The 20,767-nt window shown below is 42.2% G+C and carries 20 protein-coding genes; 15 read left to right on the forward strand and 5 right to left on the reverse strand.

From position 1 onward, the window contains the following. Window positions 1–9: 9 nt before the first annotated feature. The 8 genes from ACLI08_RS15200 (at window position 10) to ACLI08_RS15235 (ending at window position 5,907) form a co-directional block, all read left to right on the forward strand. Window positions 10–354 (forward strand): Hpt domain-containing protein, encoded by a 345-nt coding sequence (locus ACLI08_RS15200; RefSeq protein WP_411429360.1) that lies wholly within the window; start codon window positions 10–12, stop codon window positions 352–354. A gap of 3 nt (window positions 355–357) precedes the next feature. Then, entirely contained in the window at window positions 358–1,605 is a 1,248-nt protein-coding gene (locus tag ACLI08_RS15205; RefSeq protein ID WP_411429361.1) for a CinA family nicotinamide mononucleotide deamidase-related protein, read from the forward strand. Window positions 1,606–1,684: 79 nt separating this feature from the next. After that, complete coding sequence (gene rpmB / locus ACLI08_RS15210; protein WP_322624261.1) at window positions 1,685–1,921, forward strand: 50S ribosomal protein L28; 237 nt, start codon at window positions 1,685–1,687, stop codon at window positions 1,919–1,921. Window positions 1,922–1,955: 34 nt separating this feature from the next. Then, the gene (rpmG, locus tag ACLI08_RS15215) at window positions 1,956–2,138 is read left to right on the forward strand and encodes a 50S ribosomal protein L33 (protein ID WP_035640032.1); all 183 of its coding nucleotides are present in this window, start codon (window positions 1,956–1,958) and stop codon (window positions 2,136–2,138) included. A 12-nt stretch (window positions 2,139–2,150) separates the two neighbouring features. Further along, window positions 2,151–2,303 (forward strand): DUF4295 domain-containing protein, encoded by a 153-nt coding sequence (locus ACLI08_RS15220; protein ID WP_411429362.1) that lies wholly within the window; start codon window positions 2,151–2,153, stop codon window positions 2,301–2,303. 98 nt (window positions 2,304–2,401) lie between these two features. Continuing rightward, on the forward strand, window positions 2,402–3,355 hold the full coding sequence (gene ftsY / locus ACLI08_RS15225; protein ID WP_411429363.1) for a signal recognition particle-docking protein FtsY: 954 nt from the start codon (window positions 2,402–2,404) through the stop codon (window positions 3,353–3,355). Between the two features lie 36 nt (window positions 3,356–3,391). Next, window positions 3,392–4,612, forward strand: coding sequence for a hypothetical protein (locus ACLI08_RS15230; RefSeq protein WP_411429364.1), 1,221 nt, complete (start codon window positions 3,392–3,394; stop codon window positions 4,610–4,612). 65 nt (window positions 4,613–4,677) lie between these two features. Next, a complete protein-coding gene (locus ACLI08_RS15235) occupies window positions 4,678–5,907 on the forward strand; it encodes a hypothetical protein (RefSeq protein WP_411429365.1) in 1,230 nt (409 codons plus the stop codon). A gap of 37 nt (window positions 5,908–5,944) precedes the next feature. Here the strand turns inward: ACLI08_RS15235 and ACLI08_RS15240 are convergent, their stop codons facing one another. Beyond that, window positions 5,945–7,027, reverse strand: a complete 1,083-nt coding sequence (locus ACLI08_RS15240; RefSeq protein WP_411429366.1) for a serine hydrolase domain-containing protein — start codon at window positions 7,025–7,027, stop codon at window positions 5,945–5,947. A gap of 95 nt (window positions 7,028–7,122) precedes the next feature. Between ACLI08_RS15240 and ACLI08_RS15245 the strand changes: the two genes are divergently transcribed. Both ACLI08_RS15245 and ACLI08_RS15250 read left to right on the forward strand, forming a co-directional pair. Further along, window positions 7,123–7,542, forward strand: coding sequence for a hypothetical protein (locus ACLI08_RS15245; RefSeq protein WP_411429367.1), 420 nt, complete (start codon window positions 7,123–7,125; stop codon window positions 7,540–7,542). Window positions 7,543–7,546: 4 nt separating this feature from the next. Then, window positions 7,547–7,843 (forward strand): DUF721 domain-containing protein, encoded by a 297-nt coding sequence (locus ACLI08_RS15250; RefSeq protein ID WP_411429368.1) that lies wholly within the window; start codon window positions 7,547–7,549, stop codon window positions 7,841–7,843. Window positions 7,844–7,941: 98 nt separating this feature from the next. Here the strand turns inward: ACLI08_RS15250 and ACLI08_RS15255 are convergent, their stop codons facing one another. Next, window positions 7,942–8,574, reverse strand: coding sequence for a porin family protein (locus tag ACLI08_RS15255; RefSeq protein WP_411429369.1), 633 nt, complete (start codon window positions 8,572–8,574; stop codon window positions 7,942–7,944). A gap of 90 nt (window positions 8,575–8,664) precedes the next feature. Here ACLI08_RS15255 and ACLI08_RS15260 point away from each other — a divergent pair, with 90 nt between their 5' ends. Genes ACLI08_RS15260 through ACLI08_RS15270 form a run of 3 tightly spaced genes read left to right on the forward strand, consistent with a single transcriptional unit; the run spans window position 8,665 to window position 11,541 of the window. After that, a complete protein-coding gene (locus tag ACLI08_RS15260) occupies window positions 8,665–9,564 on the forward strand; it encodes a site-specific tyrosine recombinase (RefSeq protein ID WP_411429370.1) in 900 nt (299 codons plus the stop codon). 53 nt (window positions 9,565–9,617) lie between these two features. Then, window positions 9,618–11,135: a sensor histidine kinase gene (locus ACLI08_RS15265; RefSeq protein ID WP_411429371.1), complete on the forward strand. Its 1,518-nt coding sequence runs from the start codon at window positions 9,618–9,620 to the stop codon at window positions 11,133–11,135. After that, the gene (locus tag ACLI08_RS15270; RefSeq protein WP_411429372.1) at window positions 11,122–11,541 is read left to right on the forward strand and encodes a response regulator; all 420 of its coding nucleotides are present in this window, start codon (window positions 11,122–11,124) and stop codon (window positions 11,539–11,541) included. Before ACLI08_RS15265 ends, ACLI08_RS15270 begins: the two co-directional genes overlap by 14 nt. A gap of 70 nt (window positions 11,542–11,611) precedes the next feature. On the opposite strand, the gene cphA is transcribed toward ACLI08_RS15270, so the two are convergent. Continuing rightward, window positions 11,612–14,230 carry a cyanophycin synthetase gene (gene cphA, locus ACLI08_RS15275; RefSeq protein ID WP_411429373.1) on the reverse strand — a complete coding sequence of 873 codons (2,619 nt, stop codon included), beginning with the start codon at window positions 14,228–14,230 and terminating at the stop codon, window positions 11,612–11,614. A gap of 244 nt (window positions 14,231–14,474) precedes the next feature. Between cphA and ACLI08_RS15280 the strand changes: the two genes are divergently transcribed. Continuing rightward, on the forward strand, window positions 14,475–15,416 hold the full coding sequence (locus ACLI08_RS15280) for a cyanophycinase (protein ID WP_411429374.1): 942 nt from the start codon (window positions 14,475–14,477) through the stop codon (window positions 15,414–15,416). Window positions 15,417–15,541: 125 nt separating this feature from the next. Continuing rightward, window positions 15,542–16,384, forward strand: a complete 843-nt coding sequence (locus tag ACLI08_RS15285; RefSeq protein ID WP_411429375.1) for an isoaspartyl peptidase/L-asparaginase — start codon at window positions 15,542–15,544, stop codon at window positions 16,382–16,384. A 94-nt stretch (window positions 16,385–16,478) separates the two neighbouring features. Here ACLI08_RS15285 and ACLI08_RS15290 read toward each other — a convergent pair whose 3' ends face one another. Continuing rightward, a complete protein-coding gene (locus tag ACLI08_RS15290; protein ID WP_411429376.1) occupies window positions 16,479–17,243 on the reverse strand; it encodes a hypothetical protein in 765 nt (254 codons plus the stop codon). 131 nt (window positions 17,244–17,374) lie between these two features. Further along, a complete protein-coding gene (secA, locus tag ACLI08_RS15295; protein WP_411429377.1) occupies window positions 17,375–20,746 on the reverse strand; it encodes a preprotein translocase subunit SecA in 3,372 nt (1,123 codons plus the stop codon). Between the last annotated feature and the right edge of the window lie 21 nt (window positions 20,747–20,767).

A 20,767-nucleotide genomic window follows, 5' to 3' on the forward strand; every position in this document is an offset into this window, starting at 1 on the left:
TTAAACGATATGGCGCTTCATTACAATTTATCTAAAGTGTTTGCAATATCAGATAACGATGAAGATTTTGCAAAGCAAATCGTTACCCTTTTTACAGAGGAGGTTCCGATGGAAATAAAAAACATACGCGATGGGCTTGAAGAAAAAGACCATAAGCGTGTGTACCAGGCGGCACATAAAATAAAGCCTACCCTTGATTTGCTGGGTATGGAGCTGGCATATGAAGATGTGCTTACCATAGAAAAATGGAGCAAGGCCGAAGGCAAGCGTAAAGAAATTAAAGATGTGGTAAAAAGCCTCAGGGGGCATGTAGACAATACCCTTAAGGAAGTTAAAAAAACATACAACCTGTAAAATATGAAAGCTGCAGTAGTAACCGTAGGAGATGAAATACTTATAGGCCAGATTGTAGATACTAATTCGGCTTACATAGCTAAAGCGCTGGACAGGATAGGTATAGGTGTATTCGAAATGTTATCTATAAGCGATGACCGCCACCATATTTTAAACACACTGGCGTATCTTCAAAACAGGGTAGATGTGGTTATTGTTACCGGAGGCCTTGGCCCTACTAAAGACGACATTACAAAGACTACGTTTTGCGAATACTTTGACGATCACCTGGTGCGAAATGACGAGGTAGAAGCCCACGTGGTAGCGCTTATAGAAAAAGTATTAAAACGCCCCGCAAGCCAAATGAACCGCGACCAGGCTCTTGTGCCCAGTAAGGCTGTAGTATTACACAACGAGGTGGGTACTGCCCCGGGTATGTGGATGAAAAAGGCAGATACGGTATACATATCGTTACCCGGTGTGCCTTATGAAATGAAGCATATACTGGATAACGAAGTTTTGCCAAAACTGGTGGCTGAATTTGAACGTCCTTATATAGTACATAAAACCATAATGACCTACGGACAGGGAGAAAGTGTAGTGGCAGAGCGCATAGAAGACTGGGAAAATAACCTGCCTTCGTTTATAAAGCTTGCCTACCTGCCAAGTCCCGGCAAAGTGCGTTTAAGGCTTACGGCACGTGGTACTGATGAGGCTGCGCTAAAAAGTGCGGTAGAAGCAGAAGCTGTAAAGCTACAGGCTATAATAGGCGATATTATAGTAGGTATGGACGAAGATGAAACCATTGAAGTAATACTGGGCAGGAAACTGAAACAGTTGGGTAAAACCGTTTCGGCGGCAGAGAGCTGTACCGGTGGACGCATAGGGCAAATGCTTACCAGCGTGGCAGGTTCATCTGCATACTTTAAAGGAAGCGCCGTAACGTATGCCACAGAAAGTAAAATAAAAGTGCTTGGGGTAGAGCAGCAGCTTATAGATATTTATAGTGCCGTTAGCGCAAAGGTGGCAGAATCTATGGCGTTGCGCGCTAAAAAAATGTTTTGTTCCAGCTATGCCGTAGCTACTACCGGTAATGCCGGACCGGCAAAAGGCGACGCCGATGCCGATGTAGGAACGGTGTTTATAGCAGTGGCTACACCAAATGGTGTTTTTAGCGAAAAGTTTGACTTTGGGCAACCGCGTGAAAAGGTAATTGCAAGGGCGTCAGAGAAAGCGCTCGAACTTTTGTATAAAGAAATTTTAAAAAACTAATAAATTGGGTTTGCTTAATACTTTTATTTTTTGTTACTTTGCACCCTGATTTTGAATAACGATATAAAAGCAAGAAATAATGTCACGAGTTTGTGCCCTTACCGGTAAAAAAGCGATGGTTGGAAATAACGTTTCCCACGCGATGAATAAAACTAAGCGTAAGTTTAGTGTTAACCTAGTTAAGAAGCGTTTTTATCTTCCTGAAGAAGACAGGTGGATCACTCTTAGGGTAGCTGCTTCTACTATCAAAACTATTAACAAAAATGGTCTAGCCGCGGTTCTTAAAGAGGCCAAAGCTAACGGGTTTATTAAATAATAAAACCGGCTATACCTCCTAAATATATTATACGATGGCAAAGAAAGGTAACAGAATCCAGGTAATTCTAGAGTGTACTGAGCACAAAGCTTCTGGTGTGGCCGGAACTTCAAGGTACATAACAACAAAAAACAAAAAAAATACTCCTGACAGGTTAGAGATTAAAAAGTTTAATCCTATTTTGAAGAGAGTAACTGTTCATAAAGAAATAAAATAATCTGATTGAATCATGGCAAAGAAAACCGTTGCAACGTTACAGACAGCTTCAAAGAGGTTAACTAAAGCTATCAAAATGGTAAAATCACCAAAATCTGGTGCTTATACTTTTGTTGAAGCAGTAATGTCTCCTGAAGAAGTGGATGCGTTTCTTAAGAAGAAATAATTATCCCTTACAATATATAGAAAAGCTACTTTCAATTTAAGAAAGTAGCTTTTTTATTTTCTATCTTTACCCAAATTTTAGAAGACGAAGTAACCAATATGAATTTCTTTAAAAAAATATTTTCTTCGGAAAAGAAGGAAACACTTGATAAAGGCCTCGAAAAAACCAAAACATCGTTTTTTAGCAAGCTTTCTAAGGCTGTTGCCGGAAAAAGCAAGGTAGACGACGAGGTACTTGATAATCTTGAAGAAGTACTTGTAAGCTCTGATGTGGGGGTAGAAACAACCCTTAAAATCATAGAGCGTATAGAAGAGCGCGTATCGCGCGATAAATACCTGGGTACAGATGAGCTAAACGGCATACTGCGCGATGAAATCGCCAGTTTGCTTAGCGAAACCAATTCTGGCGATTCGGCAGAGTTTGAAGTACCAGCCAATAAAAAACCTTACGTACTTATGGTAGTAGGGGTAAACGGCGTGGGTAAAACTACTACAATAGGCAAGCTTGCGTACCAGTTTAAAAAAGCAGGCCACAATGTGGTGCTGGGCGCTGCAGATACCTTTAGGGCAGCAGCTATAGACCAGCTTCAGATTTGGGCAGACCGTGTGGGTGTGCCTATTGTACGCCAGCAAATGGGTAGCGACCCGGCTTCGGTAGCGTTTGATACGGTACAGAGTGCCGTAAAGCAGGGTGCTGATGTGGTTATTATAGATACTGCGGGCAGGCTGCATAATAAAGTAGGCCTTATGAATGAGCTTACTAAGGTAAAACGCGTTATGCAAAAAGTTATAGACGACGCCCCGCACGACGTACTGCTTGTGCTGGACGGCTCTACAGGGCAAAACGCTTTTGAACAAGCCAAGCAATTTACCGCTGCTACGGAGGTAACGTGCCTTGCCGTAACTAAGCTGGACGGTACTGCCAAAGGCGGTGTGGTAATAGGTATTTCTGACCAGTTTAAAATACCGGTGAAGTATATAGGTGTAGGAGAGGGTATTGAAGACCTTCAGGTGTTTAATAAATTTGAATTTGTAGATTCTTTCTTTAAATAAATTGTAGTATTTTTCAACCAACCAAAAAAACTCCAAATGAAACATCTTTATCTGTTACTTTCGCTTTTTTGTGTAAGTATTGCGCTATGCCAGGAAACCAGTGGCTACTACGTTAGCACCAACGGAAAACGGGTAGAAGGATATTTTAAAGAAACCAATTATGCGTGGTTTGACGAACTTAAGTTTAAATCGCATGATAGTAAGGAGTTTGCACACCTTAACTTTGACGACGTTTCAGAATACGGCGCAGACGGGCGGAAATTCATTAAAGAAACCGTACAAATAGATAAAAGCGGTGGTACTAACGTAGGTTTTCCGGCCAATTCAAAAGACCCGGTGTTTGAGAAAAAGGTGGTTTTTCTTGAAGTACTTATAGATAGCTATGCTTCATTATACGTAAATCTTGAAGGGTCTAATAAGCGGTTTTTTTATAAAGTAAAAAGCAACGCTAAACCTATTAAGCAACTTGTATATAAACAATATTATGTAAGCGGCACTACTGTTGGCGCAAATAATATGTTTAGGCAGCAGCTTTCTATAGATGTGCTTTGCCCTAATGCCAGTGCTTCTAAATTTGAAAATATAAGCTACTCTCAGTCAGCGCTGGAAAAAGCTTTTGCAGAGTTTAATCAATGTAACGGTTTTGACGTTAAAGTTGCAGAACCCGAATCTGATAACCCTACTACCATAAGTTATGGGGTAATTGCCGGAGTGGGTATAGCTTCTACATACGGAGAGGTACCCGGTGGTTTTAGTGTTGTGGCAAATGGTATGGCGTATTTTGCAGGTGGAGAAGCCATTGTAAAAGTACGATACTCAAGGTTTTCATTGTTTGGGAAACTATTGCTTCAAAAATTTGACGGTAAGGGTAATAATCAGCGATATTTGGTGCCAAATACCGAAAAAAACAGCCTCAGTGTAGATATAACTGAGGTAAACGTTAACCTTGGTGCACGTTGTACTTTTCCTGTAGCCGAAAAGGAACGGTTTTTTCTTGAGGCAAGTATGCAGTTCGCTACACCGGTGTCTAACACAATGACGGCGACCTTCACGCAATATACAGGTTCAACGCTTAATGGATCATCTACGTATGTACTAAAACCAAAATCAAACATCTGGCTAAATTTAGGTGCCGGTGCGTGGATAAACAAAAAAATTGCTTTAGGCGTATACTATACCCCAAGGCGTTCGCTTTTTGTGGCTAATGATTTTAGAAGTACCACTGTTGTGGGTGGGCTAAAATATATTCTTAAATAACATACAAAACAACGGCAGCCCGGATTTTTCATGCTGCCTTTTTTAAATCAATCAACCTTATTTATATGAAATTTTACTTTACAGCTATTATTATGCTGGTGGTGTCTGTGTGCTTTGGGCAAAATGTAAAAGGCTACTATGTTGCCGTAAACGGTACACGTACAGAGGGCTACTACAAACCGGCAAATTTCTTTAATGAAAACAATCTTTATTTTAGCACGTCTGATACTGGTACAGAGTATAAGAAAATAGACCCCGCCTTAATAACCGAGTACGGTGCCGGAAACGATGGGGTTTTTAAAAAGTATACCGTAAACCTGGATGATTCTAAGCTTATGGGTACCGATGTGGGCAACAAAAAAATGCCTGTGTGGGTTAGCCGAACCGTATTTTTAAACGTGGTTGTTTCAGGCGAAGCCTCACTTTATTCATATCTGTCAGATAAAGGGACTAAATTCTTCTATGAAGTAGCCGATAAAAATACAGGTGTTAATCAGCTGGTTTATAAACAATATATGGTTAACCAAAGTAATATAGGGGAGAATAACCAGTTTAGGCAGCAGCTTTTTAATGATGTGAATTGTGATGGTAGCGGCGTGTCTAAGTTTGCCAACCTTAAGTACAATCAATCTGATCTGGAAAAGATTTTTACCCGCTATAATACCTGCAAGGGAGGAAAGGAAGGTACAACCGAGCTAAAAGTATCGGCGAGCCAAAGGGCTAAATTTGCCTTTACTGTATTGGCAGGTGTAGTAAATGAAAACACTACTACTACAAACCCCAGGTATCCCGGTGCAAAGGACAATAAAGTTGTTTTTACAGGAGGTTTAGAATCATCTTTTACATTACCGTCTGAAAAGATTTCGTTTTTCTTTAAACTACTTTACCAGGATATGTCTTCTACATCTACCGTAAACTACGCGTCTACCTCCAGGGCTTCTACAGAGATTTATACCATAAATGCTTCGCTGGTTAATGCGTATTTGGGGCCAAGGTATAACTTTCATATTGGTAAGCAGCATACTGTGTACGCCAACGCTGCCTTTCGTTTGTTTTTGCCTTTCGGGACTTCAAGCCACAAACACATAACAACCAATGATCTTGGAACAGTATCGTATTCAGATAAAGTATCATTAAAGGAACAGTACTTGTATTCGCTGGGTGTGGGCTATATGTTTGGCGGTAAATACGGTATAGAGGTTAACTACGATGCTTCCACAAAATTAAAGGGAGCTGATTTATCTACCATAAAACTAAATACAGTGGCGGTAAACCTTCGTTATAAGTTATTTTAAGCGAAGTGCATATCACATACAGTAAAAATAAACGGGGTTACTTAATAACCCCGTTTATTTTTTGCCACAATTCGTTATCAAACCCTGATAAGGCAAAGTTTTTATTATTCGCAGAATCGCCCATGCGAATTACCACCATGTTTTTAGAAGGAATTACATAAATCTTTTGGTCATTTTTGCCCAGTGCCATGTACATATCTGCCGGAGCATCGGGTATTAGATTACCTTTAAATTCCGTTTGTAACGCCGGCATGTGGTAACTTTCCTTTCCGTTTAACCACCACAGGTACCCGTAGGATTTATTAATGTTTTGAGACGGTGTAACCATACTTTCAAAATACTTTTTGCTTACCACCTGCGTGCCGTTCCAGTTACCCTTATTTAGTGCCAGTAGCCCAAAGCGCGCCATACTGCGGGCATTACTCCAGTAAATGCTAAAAGGTTCCATTGTACCCGGGCCACCGTTTGTCCATCGGCCGTTCATGCCTATTTTATCTTTCAGGGCAGTATCAAAGTAGGCCTCCCAGGTTTGGTTGCTGGCTTTTGCCACTACATCCTGCAGTTTTACATAAATGTTGTGGTACGCCCAGCGCGTACCGGCGTCGGCTTTATATTTAAGATTTTCCGGTCTTACATCATTTCCGTAGCTGTCGTCTATGCCACTGGTCATGGTAAGCAGGTTACGGCAGGTAATTTTCTGTTCTTTTTCGGCGGGGGCACTCGTCCAGCCCTTGCCCAGGTATGTACTCAAAGCGTCATTTTCATTTACCAGTCCGGCGTCTTGTGCTATGCCAAAGGTAGTGGCGGTAAGGGTTTTGCCGGCGCTGGCCCAGTACCACGGTTTCCACTGCTTGTGGCCGTTCATGTATTCTTCTATTACTATTTTACCGTTTACGAGTACTATAAACGCACGGGTGTGCTTTTCTTTAAGGTAGCTTACTAAGCCCGGTATGTTCTGTGTATTCCATCCCAGCGAAGCCGGGGTAGCAGTTTGCCATTTGGTATAACCATCTGCCGGAAAGTACAGGGGCTCCTGGTGCTGTGGTGTTTCGTTTAAAATAAGTGGCGCAAAGGATAGTGCAAGCGACAGCGCAAGGCTTCCAAGTAATAAAGGTTTCATGTTCAGGGCTTTTGCCAAATGTAATAAATTGGCTTTTATAAATATGCTTTAATGGGTTTATTGCAGTAACTTTGTGCTGCAAAAACGGTTACATAATGAAAAAAATCTTTTTACTTTTTACGGTAGCAGTACTCGCTGCAGGGTGTAATAAACATTTTGAAGGTACAGATTACGGTAAACTTAATGGATATTGGGAAATAGAAAAAGTAATAATGCCCGACGGTTCTAAGAAAGAGTACGGCATTAACCCTACTATTGATTATCTTGAAGTAAAGGGTACAGCAGGTTTCCGTAAAAAAGCCATGCCACAGCTGGATGGTACTTATCGAGCCAATGACTTTTCTGAAAACTTTACTATTGGTAAAGAGCAAGATAAAACCGTGTTACACTATAATACGCAGTATGCCAAGTGGGATGAGCAACTACTGGAACTTACTGATAAAGAACTTGTGGTGCGCAACCAGCATAATATAGAATATCATTACAAAAAGCCTGAACCGTTTACGCTGAAATAATTATATGGCAAAAAGATTTAATGATGCTAATTCTGTAGCCGATGTGCTAAAGGCCTTTATAGGCGAAAACAAGCTACAGCGGGGCATGGACAGCATAGACGTTCGCGATGCATGGATAAAGCTTATGGGTAACGGGGTAAACAACTACACCCGTAGTATAAGCCTGCGTGGTAGCGTGCTGTATGTAGAGCTTACATCGGCAGTGCTGCGTGAGGAGCTGAGTTATGGCCGACAAAAAATAGCCAAAATGCTTAACGACGATATAGGCAGGCAGGTAATTACCGAAGTAGTTTTACGATAAATAGAAAAAGGGGCGCACGTATGCAACCCCTTTTTCGTGTGTAACCAACCAAACTTTTTTCTTCTTCTGCCAGCAATTTTTTGCTTAGCTGTTTTTTTTTAGAATTTAAATCCTACTCCAAGTTGGAATACTGAGTTTTTAGCACTTTCATTCTCAATGATGTCAGTAATACCCTGGTTGTAGCGCGCAGTAGCGAAGATTCCAAGTGGAGTTTCAAAGGTTAAACCACCAGATACGCCAAATTCAAAGTCTTTAGCCTCATTAAGGTCAAGATCGCCGCCATCGTTGTTAGCATCTGCGTCTATTTCCTCATTTACTTTAAAGCTAAACTGTGGTCCTGCTTCAATGCTTAGGCCTTTTACAAGGTAAAATTTAGCTAATACCGGTACGTTGATGTAATCTAATTGGTATTCTACCTTACCATTTCCGCCAAACAGGCCACCATCAATGTTGGTTTTAAAGCCCTGGCCAGAGTAAAGTGCCTCTACCTGTACAGAGAACAAATCAGGAGCTACCGGGAACTCTCCAAATACACCGGCGTGGAAGCTTGTGCGAGAATCCGGGCTGTCAAAATCGCCACCATTTATAGTAGCAAAGTTAACACCACCTTTAATACCAAAGCTTGGTGAAGAGCTACCGCCTGTAGCGCCATTATTGTCTTGTGCCTGAGTCGTTGCAACAGCACCCATCATTAGGGTTCCAACTGTTAAAATTTTAAATAGTTTCATCATTAATTAGTTTTAGTTTTGTTTTTCAAAATTATATACTTAAAATTGGTTGTTTTACCAACGATTTCTTAATTCACAGAATTTTAACCGCCAATGCAGTCATGGACCTCTTACATAAACGGCTATAAAACCTACTTAAAAATAGAGCGGGGCTTGTCTGTAAACTCCCTTACCAATTATCTTTTTGATGTAAACCGGCTTGTTAAGTATTTGGAAGAAAATGAATTAAGTGTTAGCCCGGTAACCATAGGGGAGGAGCTAATACAGCAGTTTATTTATCAAACGGCTAATGAATTAAGTGCACGTTCGCGCGCCAGGCTTATTTCGGGTCTTAAGAGTTTTTTTAACTATCTGGTGTTTGAAGATTACCGGAAAGATATGCCATTAGAGCTTATTGAAGTACCTAAAACCGGGCGAAAACTACCCGATACACTGTCTACCGAAGAAATTGACAGCCTTATTGCTGCAATAGACCTTAGTCGTGAAGATGGCGAACGCAACCGCGCCATGCTGGAAACCCTGTACGGATGTGGACTTCGGGTATCTGAACTTACTGCGCTAAAACTGTCGGACCTTTTTTTTGATGAAGGTTTTATCCGCGTAACCGGTAAGGGCAGTAAACAGCGTTATGTACCCCTTAGCCCTGTAACACAAAAATACCTTACTATATATATAAACGAGCTTCGTACGCATGTTACCGTTAAAAAAGGACATGAAGATACAGTGTTCCTTAGCCGCAGGGGTACCGGGCTTACGCGTGCTATGGTGTTTACCATTATAAAGCGCCTTGCCGAAAAAATCGACCTGCAAAAATCTATAAGCCCGCACACGTTTAGGCACTCTTTTGCCACACACCTGCTTGAAAACGGAGCCGACCTGCGTTCTATACAGCTTATGCTGGGGCACGAGTCTATTACTACCACAGAGGTGTACATGCATATAGACCGAAGCTTCCTTTCGCAGGTGGTACGTAACTTTCATCCGAGAAATTGAGCATTATATCGAATATTTAAATTATTATTCATAAATTGTTTTAAATTTATTGAATGAAGTTTTACGACGCCCCCGATCTCGATGAAGCTGAGCCCCTTAATGCGTTTTATAAGAAATTGCTTAATCAGGTACCGGATGTTATTTTTAAATTATTATGGAAACCAAAGAATGATTATTCGCTGGAATATTGCAGCGATTCTGTAGGTCATATCTATGAAATAACTCCCGAAATATTTACAGCAGATTTTGTAGAAGCGTTAAACAGCCGTTTGCTTCCTATGTATTTGCGGAGCTTTTATGTTTCGCTGCACAGGGCACGCAAGCACAACAAGCCTTGGGAGTTTGAATACCAGGTAGCGCTTCCTGTAAAAGGATACCGCTGGCTTAAAGTATATGCAAACCCAGAGGCGCAGCCAGACGGTAGTGTTATATTTTACGGAAGGATGAGTGATATAACAACGCAAAAAGAACAGGAAATAATGCTTCGGGGGTCTGAAGCACGTATTCGTTTTGCCCTTGAGGCAGCTTCCGAAGGTATATGGGACTTTAATATGGCTTCTAATGAAGTGTATTTTTCTGCGCAGAGCATGAAAATTATCGGTATGGAAGAAAAGGAAACCGTATGGACCCAGGATCAATGGCGTGCACTCATAGTAAAAGAAGATGTAAAAGGCCATATACGCGCTGTAAATGACTACATAGCCGGGCGTACCCCACGTTTTGAACACATATACCGCGTAAGGCATACTACCGAAGGTTACAGGTGGGTTATGAGCCGGGGACAAATTGTAGAGTTTAGGGACAATAAGCCCTACAGGGCCGTAGGCACACTTAAGGATATTACAGAACTTAAAGAAAAAGAAATAGCGCTGGGTAAAACTATAACGCTGGTAGGAGAGCAAAACAACCGCCTGAGCAACTTTGCCCACATTGTATCGCACAACCTTAGGTCGCACGCCAGTAACCTTAAAATGCTGCTGGATTTATTTAAGAGTGCCGAAGACGGTGAACGCGAGGAAATGTTAGGGCATCTGGAGGCAATTTCAGATGGGTTAACCATAACCATAAGCCATCTTAAAGAGCTTGTAGAAATACAAACCGAAGTAAAGAATGTAAAGGAACGCCTTAATTTAAGATACTACCTTAAAAATATCCTTACCATACTACATAATGAAATTACTAAGCACGCTGTAACGGTAGAAGTAAACATTCCACTGGATGTAACGGTTTATTATAATCCTGCGTATTTAGAAAGCGTTTTGTTAAATTTTACTACAAATGCTATAAAATATTCTAGTTCGGATAGAAAACCTGTAATTTCTTATGATTTTGCTATAGAGGGCGGACAAAAAGTTTTGTATATTAGCGACAATGGTATAGGTATTGATCTTAAAAGGCATAAGAACGCCATATTTGGAATGTATAAAACGTTCCATAAGCACCATAATTCGCGCGGAATAGGGCTGTTTATTACTAAAAACCAGGTGGAGGCTATGGGAGGTAGGATAGAAGTAACCAGCGAAGTGAATAAGGGTACGATATTTAAATTGTATTTTAATGAAGAAGGTTAAGGGTATGTATGTTATAGACGACGATAAGATTTATCATTTTTTATTAAAAAATTTATTTAAGCAGAATAATATTGAGGCAGATCCTAAGTTTTACGGGAACGGCCTTGATGCTATAGAGTCTTTAAAAAAGATTCCTGTAACAGATCCTTTTCCGGAACTTATTTTGCTTGATGTAAATATGCCTATTATGGACGGCTGGCAGTTCCTTGAGGAATATGTAAAGCTGTCGCGTGATATGGGCAAAACGTCTACCATATTTATGATCAGTTCCTCTAACGACGAGCACGATCTAAGTAAGGCCAGGCAATACAGCAATGTGGTTAGAGACTATTTGCTAAAGCCTATTTGTAAAGAAGACCTGGAAAAAATATTCCTGGCAGTAGGTGTAGGCGAAGGCATGATTTAAAAAAATATTTTATAAGAGAAAAGCCCCGCAGTCTAACTGCGGGGCTTTTTGTATGCTTTGGAACAAAGGATTATGCCTGTTCGTTTTCTAAATCAAGATACCCCTGTACCATTTCTATGGCATTAGTAACCACATCGCTAAGGGCTACAATAAAGCTGCCCTCTTCTGCATTTTGCAACGTATGTTTCAGGGCTTCGGTTTCCTTAGGTATAATCTCGTAGGTTATTTGCCTGCCGCTTGCTTCAAAGCCTTCCAGTATAAGAGCGTTTATATTTTCTTCGGTACGGCCACGCAGGTGCTTTTCGTTTCGTATAATAACGTGGTCAAACATACGGGCGGCTATGGTAGCGCAATCGCGTATATCCTGGTCGCGCCTGTCGCCCACGCCCGATATGATACCGATTTTTTTGGTAGCCTCCACACTTTGCAGGTAATCCTCTACCGCCATGTACCCGGCGGGGTTATGGGCAAAGTCGATTAGTACCTTAAAGTTTTTAAACTCAAAAATATTCATGCGGCCCGGCGTTTGTGCTGCACCCGGAATAAAGGTTTGAAGTGAAAGGCTTATGTCGTCTGTTTTAAAGCCCCACAGGTATGACGCCAGTGTAGCCGCCAGCACATTAGCAATCATAAACTTAGCCTTTCCACCTAGTGTAAGCGGAATGTGCGATGCCTTGTCTATACGTATTTTCCATTCGCCTTTTTTAACTGTAATAAAACCATTTTCATAAACGGCAGTAACGCGGCCGGCTTTTGCTTCCTCTTTAATAAACGGATTATCTTCATCCATACTAAAGTAGGCCACATTACACTCCAACTCCCGGCCTATTTTAATACACTCAGGGTCGTCACCATTTAGTACGGCCCATCCGTCTTTTTTCACACTACGCGGAATAACACGTTTTACCCGCGCCAGGTCATCAAGATTATGGATGTCGTTTAAGCCCAGGTGGTCTTCCTGTATATTGGTAATGATACCAATATCGCAGCGGCTAAAACCAAGTCCCGAACGCAGTATGCCACCGCGTGCGGTTTCCAGTACGGCAAACTCTACAGTAGGGTCTTTCAGTATGTATTCTGCGCTGAAAGGGCCTGTAGTATCGCCTTTTTCCAGCATATGGTTTTGTATGTATATACCGTCAGATGTGGTAAAGCCTACCCTGTAGCCGTTGTTTTTTACAATATGTGCCAACAGTCGGGTAGTGGTAGTTTTACCGTTAGTACCCGTAACGGCAAATATAGGTATGCGGCTTGGTTTACCCGGCGGATACAGCATATCTATAACCGGCGCGGCTACGTTGCGCGGCAGTCCTTCGCTTGGTGCCAGGTGCATACGGAATCCCGGTGCGGCGTTAACCTCTAGTATTACCCCTCCGTTTTCTTTAAGCGGCTGCGTAAGGTTTTCGGCCATTATATCTATTCCACACACATCAAGCCCTATAACGCGGCTTATGCGTTCGGCAAGGAAAATATTTTCAGGATGCATCAGGTCAGTAACATCTACAGATGTACCTCCTGTACTAAGGTTAGCAGTAGATTTTAGGTATACTATTTCTCCCGCTGCAGGAACCGTATCGGGAGTATATCCTTTCTTTTCCAGCAGGTCTGTAGTATCACGGTCTATGGTAATTTCGGTCAGTACATTTTCGTGGCCGTAGCCGCGGCGCGGATCCAGGTTTTCTATGTCTATTAAAGCCTGAATGCTGTGCGTACCATTACCTTTAACGTGCGCCGGTACCCTTTGGGCGGCAGCCACTACTTTATTGTCTATAACCAGCACGCGGAAATCAAACCCGGTAATAAACTTTTCTACAATAACACGGCTGCTGTATTTTTGAGCAAACTCCAGCCCCGCAAGCGCGTCTTCAAATGTTTTTACATTTATAGAAGCCCCTTTGCCGTGGTTACCATCCAGCGGCTTTAGCACTATGGGGTAGCCTATTTTGTCTATGATTTCCTTAAGCCCTTCTTCGGTAGAGCAAATGCCACCACTGGCTACGGGTATAGAGGCCGCTTCCAGCATGCGCTTTGTTTGTTCTTTGTTACACGCTATATCTACCGCTATATGACTGGTTTTGTTTGTGATAGTAGCCTGAAAGCGCATTTGGTTAATACCGTAGCCTAACTGTACCAGCGAGTTGGTTCCCAGGCGTATCCACGGAATGTCCCGTGATACGGCTTCCTCCACAATACTTCCAGTGCTTGGACCCAGGCGGTCGCGTTCGCGTATGCGGCGCATTTCCTGTATATCGGCATCAAGGTCATATTCGGTGCCGGCTATTAGTGCTTCGGCAATACGAACCGATGCTTCAGCGGCATAAATTCCTACATTTTCTTCTACGTAACTAAATACCACGTTATAAGTACCCGGGGTTTTGGTTTCGCGTGTACGGCCAAAACCGGTTTCCATGCCAGCAAGGGTTTGTATTTCAAGGGCTATGTGTTCTATTACGTGGCCCATCCATGTGCCGCGCTCTACACGTGCAAAAAAGCCACCGGGTGCGCCCTCGCTGCAGCGGTGCCCGTACATGGTAGGTATAAGTGCTTCTATGCGCTCCCTGAATCCGGGAATCTTGTTAGTAGGAAACTCCTCCATTTCCTCAAGGTTAAGGCGCATCTGGATGAGTTTTTTACGTTTAACGCTCCAAATGTTTGGCCCTTTCAGGGCCTGGATCTTCTCAATTTTCATAATTGGCAGTAAGGGGAATTAAGTGTTTATTTTTTGGTATTAAATAGCTTACGGTTTATTTTTTGCGAAAATTTAACACAAAAACAATTTATTGTGTTTGTAGTGTAGAAAATTAGTTAAAAAAAATCACTTATTTGCGGTGTGTGGTTAATTTTTTTCAGCACAATTTTATTCGGTAACAATTAGGAAAGAAATAATTAACGCACAATATGCGTTTTTAGCTTTTTAACGTACTTTTGTATTTATGAACAATGTAAAGGGAAAATTAATTATAATAGGTGGCGCCGTAGATAAGGGCAGTTTTACCGAAGTGTCTTTTGACCAGAACGTTGCCAACAACCTCAATTTTTTTGAAACCGGCATAATGAAGCGCATCATTCGTGAATCGAAAAATGGTGCCCAAAGCCGGATTGAAATTATAACTACAGCATCTGTAATACCCCGCGAGGTAGGGCCTGAGTATATAAAGGCTTTTGAATACCTGAACGCTAAAAACGTAGGTGTGCTGTATATAGAAAAACGCGAACAAGCCCATGACCCGGAAGTGCTGCAACGCCTTCGCGAAGCCGATGTGGTTATGTTTACCGGGGGCGACCAACTGCGCCTTACCTCTATACTGGGCGGAACCGAGTTTCATGATATACTGCTGGATAAGTTTAAAAACGAAGATTTTATATACGCAGGTACCAGTGCAGGTGCCGCCGCTGCCAGTAACAATATGATTTACCAAGGCAGTAGCAGCGAGGCGTTGCTTAAAGGTGAGGTAAAAATTACCAGTGGCCTTAGCCTGATACAAGACGTAATTATAGATACCCACTTTGTACAGCGCGGCCGCATAGGGCGTCTGTTTCAAACGGTGGTGGGTAACCCGCGTACCCTGGGCATAGGCCTGGGAGAAGATACGGGGTTGCTTATTACGGCTAACGGGCGTATGGAAGCTATAGGGTCTGGCCTTGTAATACTGGTAGACGGTCGTCAGATTAAAGACACCAACCTTACACAGGTAGAACTGGGTAAGCCCATAAGCATAAACAACCTGGTGGTGCACGTAATGAGTATGTACGATACGTATGACCTGAACACGCACCAAATGGAAATCCGTAATTCGCAATATTCTATTCCGGTTACTGCGGAAATAAACAGCGACCACGCCGACACAAGGGTTAGCGCAGACGACAGGGAGTAAGGTTATTATTTTAAATGTTGAATTATAAATTATGAATGGGGCGTAAAGTGCTGCAAAGGGGGTAAATCTTTGCGAAACTTTACGCCTTCTTTATGTAGCTTTGTGAAATACCATAAAACAGTAAAATGAAGATAATCATTCACGGAGGTTTTTTTAGCGAATCGTCTACCGACCTGAAAACCAAGACTGCCAAGCAGGAAGCGCTTACGGCTATTGTAAAACAATCGTATGACTACCTTAAAACGCATACCGCTACCGAAACTGTAGTGTATGCGGTGAGCCTGCTTGAGGATAATCCGCTGTTTAATGCCGGTATAGGCTCCCAGATACAAAGCGATGGGCAAATACGTATGAGCGCCGCGCTTATGGATGGTACTACCCAAAAGATGAGTGGTGTAATTAACATACAAAACGTACAAAACCCTATTAAAGTAGCTGAAAAGCTAATGCCGTATGACGATAGGGTACTTGGCGGCGCGGGCGCGACAGCGTTTGCCCACGGGAATGGTTTTGAGGTTTTTAGTACAGAAACCCCTGAGCGCAGAGCCGAGTTTGAAAAGAAACGGGCCTCAACAGGCACAGGTACCGTAGGTTGCGTAGCGCTCGATGCTGATGGTAAGTTGGCTGTAGCTACGTCTACGGGTGGTAAAGGCTTTGAAATGGTGGGGCGTATATCTGATTCGGCTACAGTGGCCGGTAATTATGCCAATGCTTTTTGTGGCATTAGCTGCACCGGGGTAGGGGAAGATATTGTAAGCAATGCTACCGCCGCTAAAATAGTAACCCGGGTGACCGATGGTATGCCTATATGCGATGCTTTTGCCAAAACATTTGAGGAACTTAAGCCTTACGATGGTTTTGCCGGAGCTATAGGTATAGATGCCCAGGGTAATATATGCCATAAAGATTCGCACCCGAGTATGGTATTTGCCAGTTTTGACGGCCTGGACGTTGAGGTATTTGGCTAGAATTATAACTTGTCCTTGTGATACAAGCTTATTACTAAATAAAAAAGTGCCGAAACTGTTGTGTTCCGGCACTTTTTATATTATGGGTATTTTATTAATTACTTAGTATGCATTCAAATAATTTTTTACATATTTTACCTGAGTTTACGCTCTCATCAAATATATATAAGCGGTAGTCTGTTACATACGATTTTTTAAGCTTTTCAATGTCCTCAGGTGTAAGCCTGATAACTACACTGTATTCGTAATACCCATCATCAACTGTTTTTACGTCGATTTCTGTTTCAGTGTCCTTTATTTTACTGCCATCCTCAAGCAACATAGTTGCCCCTTTTTTACCTACTACTAGCGTTTTTGATTTCGTTTTTAGAATGGTGTAAATATCGTTTCCGTTACGGCTAAAGTAAACATTGTAGTTAGTACTCATTGTTTTACGAATTTCGCCTGTAAATTTATCTATCCAGCTATTAACTTCAGAGCAGACGTCGTCTTTAAAATCAAAATCTTCTACCGGTACAAGGTCAAATAATATCTCGCTATATAGTGAGTATTCATAGTATACTTTCCCTATTTCGGCGTTGCTTAGTACGAAGAATAAACCAAAGGTTGTTTCTCCCTCAAAGCCTATAACCATAAATACCTTGTTTTCTAAAGCTTCCTTCGGAGTATGTCCGTCTACTTCTGCATAGTGCTTGCTTCGTGAGTTAGGTTTTTTATGCACATCGTAGTAATATAATCCTTTGGTAACAATCTTTACTTTTTTACCCAAAAAAGACCGGTAATGTTTTCCCGGAAAATACTGAGCGGTAACCGCGTTGGATAAAAGTAGCAAAAACAAAAGGCTTAGTAATTTTTTCATTGTTGGTTGATTTTAATTTTTGCAAATGTATAAAATGCGGCATTTATTTTTATACTGCAGTGGTTAAATAATATTAACAACAAAAGCCCGGAACAAATGTTCCGGGCTTTTGTTTTATGAAGTAAAAGTAATTACTCTTCAGAAGCTACAAGAATCCATTCTCCTGTATTAAGCAGGGTTTCGGCTTTCTTATATTTCATGGTTTCAGTTTTTCCGCTCATAATGTGCTTAATGGTAACATTATCATTGCGGTTAATTTTAGGGGCATCCCTTACTATGGTTTCTGTAACCGTATGCTCAGGTGCCTGTTTTGCAGCGGCTTCGTGTGCTGCTCTTTCAATCTGCTCTTCAGTATTAAGTACTTCTTCCTTAGATTCTATATACTGCTCTTTTGGCGGTTCAGGAATCCTGGTTTGCGCCAGGTTAGCCGGGTTTTGCTGTGGCAGTTCAGCCTTAAGAAGGAACGATATTACCTCGCGGTTAATTTCGTTAAGCGTTTTGTTAAACAGCTTAAATGCTTCTTCCTTATAAATAAGCAGTGGGTCTTTCTGTTCGTGAACGGCAAGCTGTACTGATTGTTTCAGCTCATCCATTTTACGAAGGTGTTTTTTCCACGCTTCATCTACAACGGCAAGTGTAATACTCTTTTCAAACTCATCTATAAGCGATACACCCTGGGTTTGGTATGCCTTTTCCAGGTTTGTAACCACGCTCATAATTTTAAGCCCATCAGTAAACGGTACTACAATGCGCTCATACTGTGCGTTATTGTTTTCGTACACATTTTTAATAACCGGGAAGGCCTCGGTAGCGTTTTGTGTACACTTATTGTTGTAGGCTTCGGCTACTGCCTTGTATACTTTGGCAGTTACCTGCTGTTCGTTTAGCTTAATGAACTCAAACTCGCTTACCGGCGAACTTACAGAGAACGTACGGATAAGGTCGAAATCAAAGTTTTTAAAGTCGCGTACCGGCTTGTTGTTGCTTACAATAGTTTCAGCAAGGTCGTACATCATGTCGGCAATATCCACTTTAAGCCTGTCGCCAAACAGTGCGTGTTTCCTCTTTTTGTATACGTTTTCGCGCTGCTTGTTCATTACGTCGTCGTATTCAAGCAGGCGTTTACGCTGGCCAAAGTTGTTTTCTTCCACTTTTTTCTGTGCGCGCTCTATAGATTTTGTCATCATAGAGTGCTGTATAACCTCACCTTCTTTAAGGCCCATGCGGTCCATAACTTTGGCTACCCTTTCAGAGCCAAATAAACGCATAAGGTTATCTTCAAGCGACACGTAGAACTGAGAGCTACCCGGGTCTCCCTGGCGTCCTGCACGACCACGAAGCTGGCGGTCTACACGGCGCGAATCATGGCGCTCTGTACCTATAATGGCAAGTCCGCCTGCGGCTTTAACTTCCGGTGTAAGTTTAATATCTGTACCACGGCCCGCCATGTTGGTAGCTATGGTTACTATGCCCGGTTTACCGGCTTCGGCTACAATGTCTGCCTCTTTTTTGTGAAGCTTGGCGTTTAGTACATTGTGGTTAATACCCCTCATTTTAAGCATACGGCTTAAAAGTTCAGAGATTTCTACTGATGTGGTACCAATAAGTACCGGCCTGCCCGCTTTAGAAAGTTCTACCGTATCTTCAATAACCGCGTTAAACTTCTCACGCATGGTTTTGTAAATCAGGTCGTGGTGGTCCTTACGCGAAATAGGCCTGTTTGTAGGTATTTCTACCACATCCAGTTTATATATTTCCCAGAATTCACCTGCTTCGGTAACGGCAGTACCCGTCATACCGGCAAGCTTGTTATACATCCTGAAGTAATTTTGAAGCGTAATGGTAGCAAAGGTTTGCGTAGCGGCCTCAATTTTTACATTCTCCTTAGCTTCAATTGCCTGGTGAAGACCGTCTGAATAACGGCGACCGTCCATAATACGGCCGGTTTGCTCGTCTACAATCATTACCTTATTGTCCATTACCACATACTCAGTGTCTTTTTCAAACAACGTGTACGCTTTAAGAAGCTGGGTAAGGGTGTGTATACGTTCGCTCTTAACAGAGAAATCAGCAAACAGTTGTTGCTTGCGCTCTGTTTCTTCTTCTTTGTTTAGTTTTTGTTTTTCAATATTGGCTATTTCCGTACCAATGTCCGGTAGTACAAAGAAGTCGTTATCTGTATCCTGAGACAGGAATTTAATACCGTTATCTGTAAGCTCTACCTGGTTGTTTTTTTCTTCTATAACAAAGTACAGTGCTTCGTCAACCTTGTGCATATCGCGGTTGTTATCGGCCATGTACTGGCTTTCTGTTTTTTGAAGCAGTTGCTTAACACCTTCTTCACTAAGGAATTTAATAAGCGCTTTGTTTTTTGGCAAACCGCGGTGTACCCTTAATAAAAGGAAACCGGCCTCTTTTGTTTTACCTTCTTTAAGCAGTTTTTTAGATTCTGCCAGCACACCGTTTAGCAGGGTACGCTGAAGGTTTACAAGGTTATCTACTTTTGGCTTAAGCTCGTTAAACTCGTGGCGGTCTCCATTAGGTACCGGGCCCGAAATAATAAGCGGCGTACGGGCGTCGTCTACTAATACCGAGTCTACCTCGTCTACAATAGCAAAGTTATGCTTACGCTGTACCAGGTCTTCCGGCGAGTGTGCCATGTTATCCCTAAGGTAGTCAAAGCCAAACTCGTTGTTAGTACCATACGTAATATCTGCAGCATAAGCGCGGCGGCGGCCTTCGCTGTTTGGCTGGTGGTTATCTATACAGTCTACTGTAAGCCCGTGGAACTCAAATAGTGGAGCTTTCCATGCGCTATCTCGTTTTGCAAGGTAGTCGTTTACGGTAACTACGTGTACCCCAAGGCCCGGAAGCGCGTTAAGGTATACCGGTAGTGTAGCCACAAGGGTTTTACCTTCACCGGTTTGCATTTCTGCAATTTTACCTTGGTGCAGCACGGTACCACCCATAAGCTGTACATCATAGTGTACCATATCCCAGGTAACATCGCGGCCTGCGGCGTTCCATGTATTGGCCCATGTGGCTTTATCGCCATCTATGGTTATGTACGGCCTGGTTTGTGCCAGTTGCCTGTCGCGCTCTGTAGCGGTAACGGTAATGCTGGTGTTTTCCTTAAAGCGGCGTGCAGTTTCCTTAACCACGGCAAATGCCTCAGGAAGCAGTTCCATAAGGGTTTTTTCCGATATTTCATAAGCCTCTTTTTCAAGTGCGTCTATAGATGCATATATGTCTTCGCGTGCATCTATATCCTGTACTTTTTCTACCTCGTTAAGGTAGTCGGCTATTTTAGCGTCTTTGTCGGCACGGGCTTCGCGTATCTTTTCCTGAAAGTATACGGTTTTTGCCCTAAGCTCGTCGTGCGACAGCTGTGCAATGGCGCCCTCGTACGATTTTATTTTCGTAACAATGGGTTGCAGCGCCTTTACGTCTTTTTGAGACTTGTCGCCTACAAAGGCTTTTAAAATGCTGTTAACTAAACTCATTATATAAATTAAATTACTGTG

It is taken from the genome of Flavobacterium sp. RNTU_13 (genome assembly GCF_046614455.1).
In the GTDB taxonomy this organism is placed as follows: domain Bacteria; phylum Bacteroidota; class Bacteroidia; order Flavobacteriales; family Flavobacteriaceae; genus Flavobacterium.